Annotated in this window: 13 protein-coding genes and 1 pseudogene; 11 read left to right on the top strand and 3 right to left on the bottom strand. The window is 35.9% G+C overall.

Going from position 1 to position 16117, the window contains the following annotated elements:
- From ODU37_RS01965 to ODU37_RS01950, 4 genes are all read left to right on the top strand, one after another.
- Positions 1-849 carry an NAD(P)-dependent oxidoreductase gene (locus ODU37_RS01965; protein ID WP_248026112.1) on the top strand — a complete coding sequence of 283 codons (849 nt, stop codon included), beginning with the start codon at positions 1-3 and terminating at the stop codon, positions 847-849.
- Positions 839-1954, top strand: coding sequence for an EpsG family protein (locus ODU37_RS01960; protein WP_248026114.1), 1116 nt, complete (start codon positions 839-841; stop codon positions 1952-1954). The genes ODU37_RS01965 and ODU37_RS01960 overlap by 11 nt, the downstream gene beginning before the upstream one ends.
- Before the next feature lie 39 nt (positions 1955-1993).
- On the top strand, positions 1994-3052 hold the full coding sequence (locus ODU37_RS01955; protein WP_248026116.1) for a glycosyltransferase family 4 protein: 1059 nt from the start codon (positions 1994-1996) through the stop codon (positions 3050-3052).
- A 298-nt stretch (positions 3053-3350) separates the two neighbouring features.
- Complete coding sequence (locus ODU37_RS01950; RefSeq protein WP_248026118.1) at positions 3351-4787, top strand: flippase; 1437 nt, start codon at positions 3351-3353, stop codon at positions 4785-4787.
- A 717-nt stretch (positions 4788-5504) separates the two neighbouring features.
- Here the strand turns inward: ODU37_RS01950 and ODU37_RS01945 are convergent.
- Positions 5505-6401, bottom strand: coding sequence for a tyrosine-type recombinase/integrase (locus tag ODU37_RS01945; RefSeq protein WP_248026121.1), 897 nt, complete (start codon positions 6399-6401; stop codon positions 5505-5507).
- A gap of 95 nt (positions 6402-6496) precedes the next feature.
- Between ODU37_RS01945 and ODU37_RS01940 the strand changes: the two genes are divergently transcribed.
- Positions 6497-6826, top strand: coding sequence for a toll/interleukin-1 receptor domain-containing protein (locus tag ODU37_RS01940; RefSeq protein ID WP_105135149.1), 330 nt, complete (start codon positions 6497-6499; stop codon positions 6824-6826).
- A 505-nt stretch (positions 6827-7331) separates the two neighbouring features.
- Here ODU37_RS01940 and ODU37_RS01935 read toward each other — a convergent pair.
- Positions 7332-8783 (bottom strand): SIR2 family protein, encoded by a 1452-nt coding sequence (locus ODU37_RS01935; RefSeq protein WP_105135151.1) that lies wholly within the window; start codon positions 8781-8783, stop codon positions 7332-7334.
- Positions 8784-9000: 217 nt separating this feature from the next.
- Here ODU37_RS01935 and aroA point away from each other — a divergent pair, with 217 nt between their 5' ends.
- From aroA to rlmD, 5 genes are all read left to right on the top strand, one after another.
- Positions 9001-10281 carry a 3-phosphoshikimate 1-carboxyvinyltransferase gene (aroA, locus tag ODU37_RS01930; protein WP_398580409.1) on the top strand — a complete coding sequence of 427 codons (1281 nt, stop codon included), beginning with the start codon at positions 9001-9003 and terminating at the stop codon, positions 10279-10281.
- Between the two features lie 8 nt (positions 10282-10289).
- Positions 10290-10781 carry a shikimate kinase gene (locus ODU37_RS01925; RefSeq protein WP_024393608.1) on the top strand — a complete coding sequence of 164 codons (492 nt, stop codon included), beginning with the start codon at positions 10290-10292 and terminating at the stop codon, positions 10779-10781.
- Positions 10772-11599 carry a prephenate dehydratase gene (pheA, locus tag ODU37_RS01920; RefSeq protein ID WP_105242702.1) on the top strand — a complete coding sequence of 276 codons (828 nt, stop codon included), beginning with the start codon at positions 10772-10774 and terminating at the stop codon, positions 11597-11599. The genes ODU37_RS01925 and pheA overlap by 10 nt, the downstream gene beginning before the upstream one ends.
- Positions 11600-11610: 11 nt before the next feature.
- Complete coding sequence (locus tag ODU37_RS01915) at positions 11611-12933, top strand: LCP family protein (protein WP_105242701.1); 1323 nt, start codon at positions 11611-11613, stop codon at positions 12931-12933.
- Positions 12934-12999: 66 nt separating this feature from the next.
- The gene (gene rlmD, locus ODU37_RS01910; protein WP_105135154.1) at positions 13000-14358 is read left to right on the top strand and encodes a 23S rRNA (uracil(1939)-C(5))-methyltransferase RlmD; all 1359 of its coding nucleotides are present in this window, start codon (positions 13000-13002) and stop codon (positions 14356-14358) included.
- An 80-nt stretch (positions 14359-14438) separates the two neighbouring features.
- Here the strand turns inward: rlmD and ODU37_RS01905 are convergent.
- Positions 14439-14694: pseudogene (locus tag ODU37_RS01905) on the bottom strand (transposase family protein); the annotation flags it as partial.
- Positions 14695-14919: 225 nt separating this feature from the next.
- Between ODU37_RS01905 and glf the strand changes: the two are divergent.
- Positions 14920-16032 carry a UDP-galactopyranose mutase gene (gene glf / locus ODU37_RS01900; RefSeq protein WP_105242700.1) on the top strand — a complete coding sequence of 371 codons (1113 nt, stop codon included), beginning with the start codon at positions 14920-14922 and terminating at the stop codon, positions 16030-16032.
- Positions 16033-16117 lie beyond the last annotated feature (85 nt).

The raw sequence follows: 16117 nt of genomic DNA, 5'->3' as shown, positions 1-16117 counted from the left end.
ATGAAAGTGCTTGTGACTGGAGCAAATGGCTATTTAGGAAGCGGCGTTGTAAAGAAGCTTTTAGATATGGGAGTTACCGTAATAGCTACAGATATGGCAACAACGCATATTGATAGCAGGGCAAGAATTTATCAATGCAATCTATTCGAAATCGCTAACCCATTCGAATATTTTGAGGAGCCAGAAGTAATTGTGCATATGGCCTGGAGAGATGGCTTTATTCATAATTCTATTAATCATATTTTGGATTTACATAAACATTATGAATTTTTGCTGAAAATGTGTACAGGTGGAGTCCGTAAAATTTCAGTTCTTGGAAGTATGCATGAGATTGGCTTCCATGAGGGAAGTATTGATGAGGATACACCGACAGATCCGAGAACCCTATATGGAATATCGAAGGATACGTTGAGACAATTAACCAAGTTAATGTGCGCAGAGCAGAATACGGAATATCAATGGTTACGAGGCTATTACATAGTTGGTACTAGCGATAATGGTGCATCTATCTTTTCTAAAATCATTCAATCGGAAAAAGATGGTAAAGAAAAATTTCCATTTACAACCGGTCAAAATCAATTTGATTTTATAGATTACGACATGTTTTGCGATCTATTGTCTAAAGTAGTTCTTCAAGATGATGTTTGTGGCGTAATCAACATTTGCTCTGGCAAGCCAGAAAGATTGTCAGATAGAATTGAGACGTTTTTAAAAGAGAATAATTTAAATATAAGGTTAGAATACGGAGTGTTCCCTGAAAGGCCAAATGAATCAAAAGCGATTTGGGGCAATGATAAAAAATTGAATTTAGCACTTGAAAGTTATTATAGGCGACAAAATGAATCTTAAATTACTTTGGATTGTTACGATTTGGGCGATAAATATTTTTGTAGGTTTTTGTCAAAAAGATATGGATTATGAATTAGTTCTATTCAATAGAGGAAAATTTGGTAGACTGAAGTTATCTACAGTGCTTGCAGCCCTACTATTAATAACAATGGTATGGAATGCGATTGCAACAATTGACTTGCCTGACATGGAGAACTATTTTTGGTTATATCAAGGCCTGATAGGTGGTGTAGAAACTGGATATAGTTTTTTAATGGATTTATTCCGTAGCCATCAGTTTACTTTTTTACAGTTTCGAGCAACAATATTAATTGTTTCGTATGTGTTGATTTGGTTAGTACTCGTAAAAATAAAAGCAAATAAAAACTTGGTGCTAGCCTTATATTTTGTTTTTCCTTATAATTTTGATGTTATTCAATTTCGTAACTTTTTTGCAGCCGCCCTCTTTCTATACGGTTTCACTGATTTTATGCTTGATAACAAAAATGGCACAATCAAATTTGCCATAACTACATGGATTTCTTCCCTCTTTCATTCAATCAGTTATATTTATTTTATTCTGCTCTTAGCGCATAAGAAGATAACGAATTTTAAATTTATGAGACAATTATTTGTTGCCATTTTTGTCTCGTTGTTACTAGTATCTGTTCTCTTTCGAAGTCAACTTCTAGGTCTATTTTCAAGTATTTTTATTGGATTTAATCGCGAGAAAGCAACCTATTACTTGAATGAGGGTACAAGGAATGGATTTTTAGTTTTTTGGTTTTTTGAGATAGTTTTCCTGTATATATCTTATTTGTTACATAACCAGAATAAAAAATTTAACTTTCTTTCTGAGTTTGACTCAAAAGTTGTTGAAAAAATATTCTGGATTAATTTGATACTAACATTCCTATTTCCTATAACAATGATTAATTTTAATTTTTCTAGGATTTTTAGAAATATTTTAATCATCAACTATGGTTTAGGTGCCTATGTATTACTCATGCCTAAAATCAGGGCGCGACAAGTCGCAGCATTGTGCTTCTGTGTTGTATATTTATTTCAATTCTTATACAATCTTCAAATTTCCCCAAATTTAATATTTTTACCATTTTTCAAGTAAAAAGGAATCATTTTTTTCAAACAAGAATAAAGGAGAGTTATGAAAATCGTATTCTGTCTGCCTAATATTAGTAAGCAGCCATCAGGTGGTTACAAGATTGCATTTGAATATGCTAATCGTTTGCAGGAATATGGGCATCAAGTGAGCATAGTATTTTTAACTCATACCCAGTATTCGAGGTACACATCTAGTATTTTTATAAAAAATGCTATTGGTTCTCTCTATAATTGTATTTATCCACGTTGGTTCAAGTTGCATAAAAATATTCAAAAAATAGCTACAGCTTACATTGACGGTAGACACTTTCCTGATGCTGATATTGTTATTGCTACAGCTGTTGAAACAGCAGAAATAGTAAAAAATCTTCCTCTGTCAAAAGGAAGAAAGTTTTACCTAATCCAAGACTTTGAAAGTTGGCAATGTGGTGATGACGAGGTTTTGGCTACCTATAGATATGGTATGAAAAATATTACCGTTTCGAACTGGTTAAATGATCTCGTGTCAAAAGAATCTAAGAATACCTATCTGATAAAGAATCCGATTGATGTGGAAATATTTAAGGTAAATCAGGCAATCGAAGAAAGATCACCTTTTGAGATTGGGATGTTATACCATAAAGCACCCTATAAGGGATGCTCAGTTGCTCTAGAAGCGATTAAATTAGCTCGACAAAAATATCCTCAAATAAAACTAAGTTTATTTGGAACGCCTGCTGAGCCAGACTTTTTGGAAGATTGGATGACCTACACGCATCGAGCAACTGATATTCAGTTACAGCAAATCTATAATAAGGCTTCTATTTTTGTTTGTGCGAGCATAAAGGAGGGATTTGGTTTGACTGGTGCAGAAAGTATGGCTTCAGGCTGTGCTTTTGCAAGTACAAACTATCTAGGTGTTCATGAATATGCAGTTCATGATAGGAATGCTCTTTTATCGGAAGTAAATAATCCTGAGGAATTGGCGAATAATATAGTGAGGTTGATAGAGGACGATGCCTTACGATATCGTCTTGTTAATCAAGCAGTTTCCGATCTTCAGGAGTTTTCTTGGACTAATGCGATAACAAAAATAAATCAATTATTCGAAGAATCAATGTAAGTAAAACTTGTTTCTTTAGGATTGAATTTTGGGAATCGTAGATAAGAGGGAGGTTTTGAAAAACACAATGACGAAGCATGTTGATCTCAATCATATGCTTCGTTTTCAAGTAGATAATCTCAAATTAATTCATCTGATTCGAGTAAGAAGAGAAACGACAAAATCAAATTGTCAATTCATTTACGATTCCTCATTTTCATCATTTGATAAGCAGCCTCCCAAAGAGAGATGTAGATGGCTATTGCAGGATATTTCTCCTTGATAGTTGCTATCAATCAACTTAGGTATATTTATTTCTATGAAAACAATAAAAAATTATATATATAGTTCCCTATACCAAATTTTTTTGGTGATAGTTCCCTTCCTAACGATTCCGTATGTCTCGAGAGTTCTAGGGGCAGAATTGATTGGAATTAATTCCTATACAAATACTATAATGAGTTATTTCGTTCTTTTTGCCAATTTAGGAATAACTATCTATGGGAATAGAACCATAGCTTATTATCGCGAAGATATTAACAAGCGTAGCCAAAAATTTTGGGAAATCATTATTTTAAAATTTTTAGTTTCCGCAATTGTCTACGGAGTATTTCTTGTATTTGTCTATTTTTATCCACAGTATCAGTTTATATTTATGCTTCAATCTATTCAAATAATTGCAACAGCCTTTGATATTTCTTGGTTGTTTAGTGGACTGGAGGATTTCAAGAAGACGGTTGTTAGAAACTTTCTTGTCAAAACTCTATCCGTGTTATTGATTTTTCTGTTTGTGAAGACTGAGAATGATTTGAATAGCTATGTACTAATAACAGTTCTGGCAACACTAGCAGGAAATTTAACCTTGTGGACATATTTAAAGTCCTACATCGTTAAGGTCCCGTTAGATACCCTAAGACATGGGGAGCATTTTCTTCCGGTATTTTTTCTTTTCGTACCCCAAGTAGCATCAACCATATTTGTCTCATTAAATAAAATTTTGTTAGGGACATTGTCTACTATGGAACAAACCGGTTATTTTGACAATGCGGATAGGATTGTTAGGGTCCTGCTTGCTCTCGTGTCCTCTATTAGCGTGGTGATTTTTCCACAAGTTGCAAATGCATTTAAAAACAAGGATAGTCAAAAGGTAACCCAATTAACCAAACTCACTTTTGATGTAGTTAATATTATTATAGTGCCTATGGTATTAGGGATTATTTCGATAAGTGATGTTTTTTCTGACTTATTTTTTGGGCCAGAGTTCCAAGGTATAAATATTGTTCTCTCTGTACTGGTATTGGAATTACTTTTTATGGGCTATTCGTCTGTTTTAGGAAGTCAATACCTAGTTGCTACAGGACAATCTAGATATTTAAGCATAGCAGTCATAGGAGGATTAATTTCTAGTGGTATTCTCTCTGTTTTATTAATTCCAAGTTATGGAGCGGTGGGAGCAGCTATCGCATCGGTTGTAGGAGAAGCTACCATTATGATAATTGAAGTTTATTGCTTAAAAAAACAAATCGATTTTATAAGTCTATGTAGCGATGTTCCAAAATATTTTCTAGCTAGTCTTATTATGTTTATGGCAATCTATCTGTCTGGAGGTTTTATTAGCCAAGTCTACCTAAATTTAGTAATAAGGATATTACTTGGTATCTTAGTGTATGGTGTCTCTTTGTATGTCTTTAAACCTCAGCTACTCAAGGATTCTGCATCAAAGTTTGCAGAGTTTAAAAAACCAAATTCTTTGTAGAATAAAATAAAGAAACTATAGTAAGGCATATGTATTGAGTAACCACCTAATAACGAAGTATATTGAAAGAGGTTCCAAAGTCGTGTCGACTCTGGAACCTTTTTCGGCTCTTTGTCAACTGTAGTGTGTAACCGCCTAATAACAGGGTATCTATCCAATCACTCCCTCCTCCAGTATACTGTTATAAAAAACAAAACTGGAGGATTTTTTATGTCATACTCATACTCAATGAAAATCAAAAGTAGCCTAGGAAACGAAGCCGAAGATAGAACTGGAGTTCATCAAGGCAAGTTGATAACGGATAATTTTGATTTTCGAAGAATATCAATAAAAATCAAAAATAGCAAGTCTAAGCTACTTATAACATGTGAAACCTTAATTTATAAGTTTAAGTTGAGGATTATGGATTTCAAGTAGCTGTTTTCTTCTAAAAAAATAACAAAATCGAAACGCTCCATATCCACTTTGAGTGGTAGTTGGCTATTTTTGATTTTAAATGAGTATCACACCCCATCGTCCCATTGACTGTTCCCCAATCTCGTCGCTTTGAGAAGAAAGGCAGAAATGATATTCTGATGAAAATTCGTCTCGGAAAAGTGGAAGTCACATTCTTTCAATCTATCAACCAAGAAATATTAGAAACAATCTTGGATAAGGTACTGTTCTATGACAATCCGGCTCAGTGATTTAGGACAAGTTTACTTGGTTTGCGGTTACTTATGTATGAAGTAGTGGTGTGATTTGGTTAAGAGGATTATGCTCACTTAGAATTTCTACCTGCTTGCTTTGAGAGACATGAGTGTAGATTTGTGTCACATTGATGTTACTGTGACCCAGTAAATGTTGTATTTGTCGAATATCGACACCATTATCAAGTAACATAGTTGCAAAACTATGTCGAAACATATGTGGAGTGATATGTTTTTTCAGTTGTAGCGAGTGAGAAATATTTTTCAGAATTAAGCGCACACTTTGTTCTTTAAGATGATCATCGTTTCTCACACCGGTAAATAGATAACTAGAGTAACCACAATGATGCGCTATATAGTCCTCAAGTAATGAAAATGTTTCATCGTTTCCAATATAGAGTAATCGCTCTTTCTTTCCTTTTCCGAGTATATGAATGGTTCTATTTTCCAAATTGATATTATCAAGTTTTAAATTACATAATTCAGAGATGCGTAGCCCAGTTGATAAAAGTAGCGAGATAAGGAGTAGATTTCGCATAGCTTTCCGCTTAGAATGCTTATTTTTAGAATTTTCTATTTGTTGGTGGGCGAAACAATATATTTTTTGTAAATCTTTCAAGGAAATCGTTTTAGGAAGCTTTTTCTCTTCCTTGTAGTGGAGTCGAAGCTGATGGAAGGGATTTTTTGAAATTAGTTTTTCTTCTTCCAGAAATTTATAGTATGATTTAAGACTAGCAATCTTCCGTTTTAATGTGCTAGTCTTTTTTATATGTTGGTTGAGAAAAGTAAGATAGGACCTAATATCATTGGTCCCAAAGTTATAATACTGATGTAAATCAGATTTGTATGCTCGGATAGTATGAGAACTAAGTCGCCTTTGAATAGCGCAAAAGTCAAGATATCTCTGGATAGTGTCGTAATTCATAATATAATCTCCTTAATATGTCGTAATAAAGCTATTATATACGATAATTTATCAATTTACTAATGATAATAAATTGTTATCGGTAGGAGAGAGATGTGAGAGAATTTCAATATTTCATAAGTTATTCAAGAGATATTTACTACGAATTTGTAAGCCCCTTGAATAATATATTAAATGAAACTGGATTGAAAACTTGGATTGACAAATTTGAAATTAACATTGGAGATGAAATAATTGATAATCTATATACTGTACTCGATAAAAGTGCTGATTATTATGGAATTATTTTTATATTCGATGAAACATTCTTTAACAAAGCGTGGTGTATAAAAGAGTTAGATTATGCGCTGAAGAAAAGAATTCCTTTTTTTCCAGTACTATATAAAATAAAAAAGAAGATATTCCTAATGAATATACTTTCTTAAAAAAATATAATTTATTAACGGTATCATCGTTAAAAGAGATAGATTATATCGTAGATCGCTTTATATTGCTACATTTGAACAATATTATTTGTAAAAACATTCCTAAGTTTTCAATCAACAGTTATGTTGGTAATTTTTTATTAGAACAAATTCGACACAGTACTGTAAATAGTATTGATGCTATTTTTATCCTAGATAACTTCTCTCAATATTTGAGAAAACAAAAAAAGTCAGGAAATTTTAAACTAACCCATGAAATATTGTTTTGTGTCACAATAACTAAACTATTAAAAGAACGCTTATTTAGGAAAGATTTTCAGGGAGAGTACCATTTTAAAATACTGGAAATTATCCAAGAAATATATATAAAGATGTTTATATAAATACTCAAAATAGCCTTAGTGAACATTAAAACATATAAAACTAAAAACAGAGATTTACCGAATTGAAATTAAACGGTGAGTCTCTGTTTTTATTAAATAAAAAATCTTTATATACCGATTTACTATAAAAGTTTATTCATAATGTAAGAATCTCTGATGTGTTTAATACAGTCAATAATAGTCTGAGATAAAATTTCAGGATCTGTTTCTGTCAGTAACTTATCTAGAAAAGGAATGAGGTAGGAATATTTTTCAATTTCAGATAGAAGCGTTTGGTATACTTCTAAAGAGCTCCAGCCAGTTGAACCTACGGGAATAATAAACCTATTTTGCTTTACAGCCCTGTCAAAATCTTCTAGTACTCCTCTAGAGTTAGATAAAGTTCCATCATAGTATTGATTTCCAAAGACAAATATAACTATACCTGCTTCTGATATCATATTATCTTGGAATCTTTTCTTTGCCGAACTATCAATATGTTTATCGCTACCTTTAATTAATGGGAGAGTTTTAATTTTTAGATATTTCGAAATATCAAGATTTTTATCATTAATCGCTGTCATCACGCCATTAATCACCTGTGGTCCTACACCTTCTATATTACCGTTACCTACTATAATTTCATTAGTAATCAATTTATATCCTAAAAGGTATAGAAACTCAGTAGCACTATCTTCATCCCATTCTCCATAATTTCTACAACTTCCAGCAATAAATACACTATTCGTTAAATATAATTGATAAGATTGATTAAATAGTTCATCAATCTCATTATAATCTTCAATCAAAATAGTATGAATACCATATCTTTTTAAATCATTTATTTCGTGCTCTTGTTTTATCTTTCCGTATTCCAATTCACTTTCAGGGTCTTTGGAATTTTTAAACATATCAATGGTCAAATTTTTCCTAAAACAATAGTGCATCCTAATGTTTTCTCCGATTAATAATCTAATTTTGCTTAGAATTTGCTGAATATCTGGATCATTTAAACTATACCCTACAAATACAAATGTTTTACTAATCAGATCTCCGCGGAGTGTTTGAATAAAAAGTTTGTGACTCTCATCAAAACTCTCGTAATCATCGCGAGTCAATATTGCCTCATATGGTCTAGAAATATCTCCATGAAATTTATAGACAGTAGCATCAATATTTGGAGGGGTAATTGACAAATCGTTATTATCAATCTTGATGTCTACACGTTTTCCAGCTTTCTTCAAATTATCTTCAATTAAGTGGTCATAATTTGTTGTCCAAAAAGTTTCAATAGGCATGTTCGTTAACAGTGTTAGCAAATTATTATCTTTAGAGTCTTTGGTAAATTCTTGTATTAATTTTTGTGAAATCTGATTTTTGGATTGTGCAGAATTTTTATAATATTGTGCAATTGAAATTAAGTCATGCTCTTTATCAATATTTAGTCCAATCGAATCAGAAAATTGCCGTAATAATTCTTTCCAGTTTACATAACCCGAGGGAACAGAAAGTCCTGCACCAGCAAAAATTGCTGCATTATTTTCCAACATCGCTGCACTAAAATCAGAAACAAATTGTTTTTTTAGTTTTTTCATCTCTCTCCTACCGATAACAATTTATTATCATTAGTATACCATAATCTACATTTGTTTTATAGATTTTATTAAAATTTTTATAGTAAATATTTTTAGTTTTTTGTTTCCCAAAATGTAATGTAATGGAGATTGATTTTTTACAAGTAATTGTCATAAAAATCAGAAAATATTTAATAAATATGATAGAATGGAAGTGATACTAGTTTGAGGTAAGGATATGAAATTAAGAAGAAGCGTAGAAAAACTACAGGGAACGATTCGTGTCCCAGGAGATAAATCAATTAGTCATCGCTCTATTATTTTTGGTTCCCTTGCAAAAGGAGTTACTCGTGTCCACGATATTTTGCGTGGAGAAGATGTCTTGTCAACCATGCAGGTCTTTCGTGATTTGGGTGTAAAAATTGAAGACAATGGTGATATTGTTGAAGTACGTGGTGTTGGCTTTGATGGTCTTCAAGCACCCAAAAATGATTTGGATATGGGAAATTCTGGAACCTCGATTCGTTTGATTTCAGGCGTTTTAGCAGGTCAAGATTTTGAGGCAACTATGTTTGGTGATGATTCCTTATCCAAACGTCCTATGGACCGAGTAACTATTCCACTCAGTCAAATGGGAGTAGAGATTTCTGGACAAACTAAACGTGACCTACCTCCGTTGACCATCAAAGGGAATAAGAATTTAAAACCAATTCGCTACCAACTCCCTGTAGCCTCTGCCCAAGTAAAATCAGCTCTGATTTTTGCTGCCTTGCAGGCTGAGGGAGAGTCGGTCATCGTAGAAAAAGAGTTGACTCGAAACCATACAGAAGATATGATTGTCCAGTTTGGTGGACAGTTGGAAGTCAATGGCAAGGAAATCCGCATCCAAGGTGGTCAGGAGTTTATTGCCCAAGAGATTACAGTTCCAGGAGATATTTCAAGTGCTGCCTTTTGGTTGGTTGCTGGCTTAATCGTACCAGGTTCAAAAATTGTCCTTGAAAATGTGGGAATCAATGAAACTCGCACTGGTATTCTAGATGTCATTAAAGCTATGGGAGGAAAAATGACCCTTTCTAACATAGATAAACTTGCAAAATCAGCAACCATTACAGTTGAAACGTCGGAATTGAAGGCTACGGAGATTGCAGGCGAATTGATACCTCGTTTGATTGATGAGTTGCCAATTATTACCTTACTAGCGACTCAAGCACATGGAACAACGATTATTCGTGATGCTGAGGAGTTGAAAGTTAAAGAAACGGATCGTATTCAGGTTGTTGCAGATGCTCTAAATAGTATGGGAGCAACTATTGAACCAACAGAAGATGGTATGATTATTCACGGACCAACTGCTTTACATGGTGCTGAAATCAATACATTTGGTGACCACCGTATCGGTATGATGACTGCCATTGCCGCCTTGTTGGCCAAAGATGGAGAAGTTGTATTGGAAAGAGCAGAAGCTATCAATACTAGCTATCCTGCCTTCTTTGAACACTTAAATAGTTTGATGGATTAGGAGAACGTATGCCAATCGTTTTACTTGGATTTATGGGAGTTGGAAAAACAACAACAGCACATTTGTTAAATCTCCCCGTTTACGATATGGACCATATCATTGAAGAACGGATTGGTATGCCTATTGCTGACTATTTCAGTCTTGAAGGGGAGGCTTCGTTTAGACAACTGGAGACAGAGGTACTGAAAGAATTGCTGGACTTACCTAGTAATTGTATCGTGTCAACTGGTGGTGGGGTGATTAAATCTGAAGTAAACAGGGAATTGCTGTTGGCAAATAGGGAGGACAATGTACTTCTTACTGCCTCCTTTGAAGTTTCCTATCAGAGAATTCGTAAGGATAGACAATCGCAAAGACCTCTCTTTTTACAGTGTAGTAAGGAAGAGTTTGAAGCCCTCTATCGTGAACGAATGGCACTTTATCAAGGTTTAGCCGATACTGTAATCGATACAGATAAACTGAATCCAGAACAAGTAGCAAGGAAAATTTTATGCAAGTAGCCTATCTAGGACCTCGTGGTTCTTTTACACATCAAGTGGCCCAGCAGGCCTTTCCGACTGCGGATTTGCAGGCTTTTGAGACGATTACAGAGGTTATCAAGGCCTACGAAACGGGAGAAGTTACCTATTCCGTTATTCCAGTAGAGAACTCGATTGAAGGTAGTGTTCATGAAACGATTGACTATCTCTTTCATCAGGCGGAGATTCATGCGGTTGCAGAGATTGTTCAACCGATTGCTCAACAACTGTTAGCCACGAGTGCCGATAAGGCTGTAGAGGTTATCTATTCTCATCCGCAGGCAATTGCTCAGGGGAAGAAATATATTCAGGAACATTTTCCTCAGGCTCGTATTGAAATAACAGCTAGTACAGCCTATGCTGCTCGCTTTGTGGCAGAACACCCTGAACAAGCATTCGCAGCAATTGCTCCGCAAGCGGCAGCAGTTGAATATGGACTGGAAGTAATTGCGCAAGACATCCAGGAAATCAGCGAGAATTTTACACGTTTTTGGATTTTGGGGGATAAAGCTCCGTCTATTGCCCTGGAACAAGTAGCTAAAAAAGTCAGTCTTGCACTGACATTGCCAGATAACCTGCCAGGAGCCTTGTATAAGGCCATGTCTGTTTTCTCATGGAGAGGAATCAGCTTAACAAAAATAGAAAGCCGGCCCCTGAAAACGGCTTTGGGTGAGTATTTTTTCATACTGGATCTTGACAATCAGTCTGAGGAATTATTAGCCTATTCTCAAAAAGAATTGACTAGTTTAGATATAACCTATAAAGTACTAGGGAATTACCTGGTCTATATGACCAGCTAGGATGAAGACAGATGAATAAAAACAATAATATCCTAACCCATCATGAACAATTGAGGTTAGATTATTTGCAAAAAAATATCCACTACTTAAATGACAAAGAAAGTCGTGAGTTGGATTATCTATTATATAAAAAAGAGCTGAGAGAACGGCATGGAAGTCCAAGGCAATCTCTACGTAGCTTCACACCAACGGCTTACGAAGATGACTTCGAGGAAGATTATTTTGAAGAGGATGATGAGCAAGAGGAACTGTTGCCTCGCTATCCTGAACGTAAATCCAGAAAAATAAGACAAGCCAAACCTCAACGGTTTCAGTCTCCTCGTATCGAGCCCAAAGTGAAAGTACCTAAACCTAAAAAAGCACGTAAAAAGGGTGGTTTCAAGCGCTTTATTGGTTTCGTATTGCTTGCTATAGCGCTAGTGATTGTAGCGATGGGCTATAGTTTTTTCAAAGGTATGAATAGCGTGAGTGAGAAGCCAGTAGCTGAGGTCTTCAACGGCGTAGATACATCGAATGGGACAAATATTTTAATTTTGGGAACAGACGGTCGTGTTGGCGAAAGCTCAGGTGAAACTCGAACGGATACCATCATGGTTCTAAATGTGAATAACACGGATAACAAAGTCAAACTTGTTAGCTTTATGCGGGATACCTTGGTGGATATTGAGGGATATGAATATAAACTCAATACTGCCTATACTTTGGGAGAACAGGATAATCAGCAAGGGGCTGAAGAAGTTCGGAAGGTGTTGAAGAATAATTTTGACATTGATATCAAGTACTATGCGATGGTGGATTTTGCAACCTTTGCGACAACGATTGATACACTTTTCCCTGAGGGCGTAACGATTGATGCACAGTTTTCAACTATTAATGGTGAAGTCGTTAGCTCAGTAGAAGTGCCGAATGATTTACAGCTGGAAGAAAATGCTCCTGCTTATCAAACGATTCAGGTCGGTGTACAGCAGATGGATGGTAAGACCTTGCTTAACTACGCGCGCTATCGTTCGGATGATGAAGGTGATTTTGGTCGTACGAGACGTCAACAGGAAGTGTTATCTGCTGTTATGACACAGGCTAAAAATCCAATGAAACTATTCTCTGGCTCCGAAGCTATAGGTAAGGTTGTGGCGATGACTCCGACAACAGTGCCACAAAGCTTTATGTGGCTACAGGGACCAGGCCTTCTATTGGATGCGGCAAATGGCATCGAACGTGTTACAATCCCAGAAAATGGAGACTGGATTGACGACTATGATATGTATGGTGGCATGGCTCTTCGTGTTGATTTTGAAAAATACCAGCAGCGCTTGGCTGAGTTGGGCCTGCGTTAAGAAATATGGTATACTAGAAGTGACTTCGGTCACTTTTTTAGTGGTCCAAAAATAGAAAGTAGAATTATGTTAAAGAAAAACGATATTGTCGAAGTAGAAGTTGTAGATTTGACACATGAGGGGCAAGGTGTGGCAAAAATTGATGGTTTTGTCTTCTTTGTAGACAATGCTCTCCCAGGCGAGAAAATTTCCATGCGCATCTTAAAACTTAAGAAAAATATTGGTTTTGGTAAGGTGGAGCAATGGCAGAGCTTCTCACCAGACCGTAATCAGGACTTGGATTTGACCTATCTAAGAACAGGTATTGCTGACTTGGGGCATCTCACTTATCCAGCCCAACTAGCTTTTAAGAAAAAACAAGTTGAGAATAGTCTACGTAAGATTGCAGGCATTTCAGAAATAGCAGTAGCAGATACGTTGGGAATGGACAATCCTCTTGCTTATCGTAATAAGGCAGCTGTTCCAGTTCGTCGTGTGAATGGGCAGTTAGAAACAGGATTTTTCCGAAAAAATTCACATGATTTAGTTCCGATTGAGGATTTTTACATTCAACATAAGGAAATTGATGCCTTGGTTCTAGCGACACGTGACCTCTTGAGAAAATTAGACTTGAAGCCTTACGATGAGAAAGAACAGACAGGACTTGTGAGAAATATTGTTGTTCGTCGTGGTCATTATTCAGGTCAGTTGATGCTAGTTTTAGTTACGACTCGTCCGAAGATTTTCCGTGTTGAAACCCTTATTGAGCGTTTGACAAGTCAATTTCCAAATCTTGTTTCTATCGTTCAGAATATTAATGACCAGAATACCAATGCTATATTCGGTCAAGAATTCCGTCTTTTGCATGGCAGTGAAACTATTGCAGATACCATGTTGGGCAATGAATTTGAAATTTCTGCACCGTCTTTCTATCAAGTCAACACAGAAATGGCAGAAAAACTCTATCAGACCGCCATTGACTTTGCAGAATTGTCGGCAGATGATGTCGTGATTGATGCCTATTCAGGTATTGGGACAATTGGTCTCTCCTTTGCAAAACAAGTTAAGCATGTTTACGGTGTAGAAGTCGTTGAAAAGGCTGTCCTTGATAGTCAGAAGAATGCTGCTCGAAATGGGATTGATAATGTTACCTATGTCTGTGATAGCGCTGAATCCGCTATGCAAAAATGGGTGGCAGATGGAGTCAAACCAACTGTGATTTTTGTCGATCCTCCGAGAAAAGGTTTGACAGAAAGTTTTATCAAAGCAAGTACTTCTGTAGAACCAGAGAAAATCGTCTATATCTCTTGTAATGTGGCAACCATGGCGCGTGATATTAAACTTTATGAGGAATTGGGGTACAAATTGACGAAGGTCCAGCCGACGGATTTATTTCCGAATACACATCATGTTGAAGTTGTGAGTCTGTTAGAAAAACGCAATTAGATTGTCCAGCTTACTCTCTTGTTTTCTGGCAAGCTGCTTCAAAGGTCCGCAGGACCTTTGAACTCTCAAATACGCATCATGTTGACAGTTGCCACATCTACACCAAAATCAAATGCCAACAAGCGTTGAGTCGGGTAATAGCGTAAGTAGCGCAAGGTCATGATAAGCTGCTCTTCCATACTTAGACGGCGTGGATGTCCTCCTTTTCGGTGTTGCTCTTGATAAGCGTCAGTGAGACAATCAAGCATCAGTTGAAACGTCGCTTTTTTTAACAACTATCAACAATTTGAAATTCTCTGAGTTTAATTTTAAGGCTTTTTCGTATGTTGTTTCCATACCTTTAGTATACCACTTTTGAGTTACCGAACAAGTCTATTGCTAAACTTGATGAAGGTTGTATTGTCTGTTATAATATTGGATATTGCAAGCTTTAAGTGAAAGGTTTTAGGGAAGAGATTATCACAACTCATTCTTTATTGGTTATGAGACGATGGTATAAATGATAGTCTAGTAAAAGATTTGGAGAAATGACTTCCCTAGAAGGTTAAATGTAAAAACAATATGAAAAAACACGATTATTTAGTTGTTGGTGCAGGGCTGTTCGGTGCGGTCTTTGCTCATGAGGCAGCTAAAAAGGGTAAAAAAATAAAGGTTATCGAAAAACGAGACCACATTGCAGGTAACATCTATACAAAAGAAGTCGAAGGTATTCAAGTCCATGAATATGGCGCACATATTTTCCATACTTCTGAAAAAGAAATTTGGGATTATGTGAATCAGTTTGCGGAGTTCAACCGCTATACAAACACACCAGTCGCCAACTACAAGGGTGAGATTTACAATCTTCCCTTCAACATGAATACCTTTTACAAGCTTTGGGGCGTGGTGACCCCTGCTGAGGCAGCAGCGAAGATTGCTGAGCAACGGGCTGTATTGGGAGGAAAAACACCTGAGAACTTGGAAGAACAAGCCGTCTCACTAGTTGGTACAGACATCTATGAAAAATTGATCAAGTCCTACACCGAGAAACAATGGGAAAAACCGTGTACGGAGTTACCAGCCTTCATCATCCGTCGCTTGCCCGTGCGTTTGACTTATGATAATAACTACTTTAACGATACTTATCAAGGTATTCCAATCGGCGGTTACACGCAGATTGTTGAAAAAATGTTGGATCATGAAAATATCGATGTTGAGACAAATGTTGATTTCTTTGCCAATAAGGAAGACTATTTAGCTACCTATCCAAAGATTGTATTTACAGGAATGATTGACGAGTTTTTTGATTACCAACTTGGTGAATTGGAGTACCGTAGCCTTCGATTTGAGACAGAAGTATTGGATATGGAAAACTACCAAGGGAATGCGGTTGTCAACTATACAGATAGCGAGACACCATATACTCGAATCATCGAACACAAACATTTTGAATTTGGTACACAACCGAAAACCATTATTACACGTGAGTATTCGAAGACCTGGAAACGAGGCGATGAGCCGTATTATCCAGTAAATAATGACCGCAACAACAAACTCTATACGGCCTACAAGTGCCTTGCAGAGCAGCAAGAAAATGTTATTTTCGGTGGACGTCTGGGTCATTATCGTTACTACGATATGCACCAAGTCATCGGAGCTGCCTTACAGTGTGTGAGAAATGAAGTTGGGGAATGATTTTGAGAAGTCATCAAAGTAGTAATTGATTCTTGGCAGAAGTTGGAATGCTCTCAAAATGTTAATAAAAAAAACCAGAAAGTCT

The organism is Streptococcus sp. 2021WUSS109 (genome assembly GCF_044427305.1).
In the GTDB taxonomy this organism is placed as follows: Bacteria; Bacillota; Bacilli; order Lactobacillales; family Streptococcaceae; genus Streptococcus; species Streptococcus suis.
This window is presented reverse-complemented; position numbering and strand designations above follow the sequence as displayed.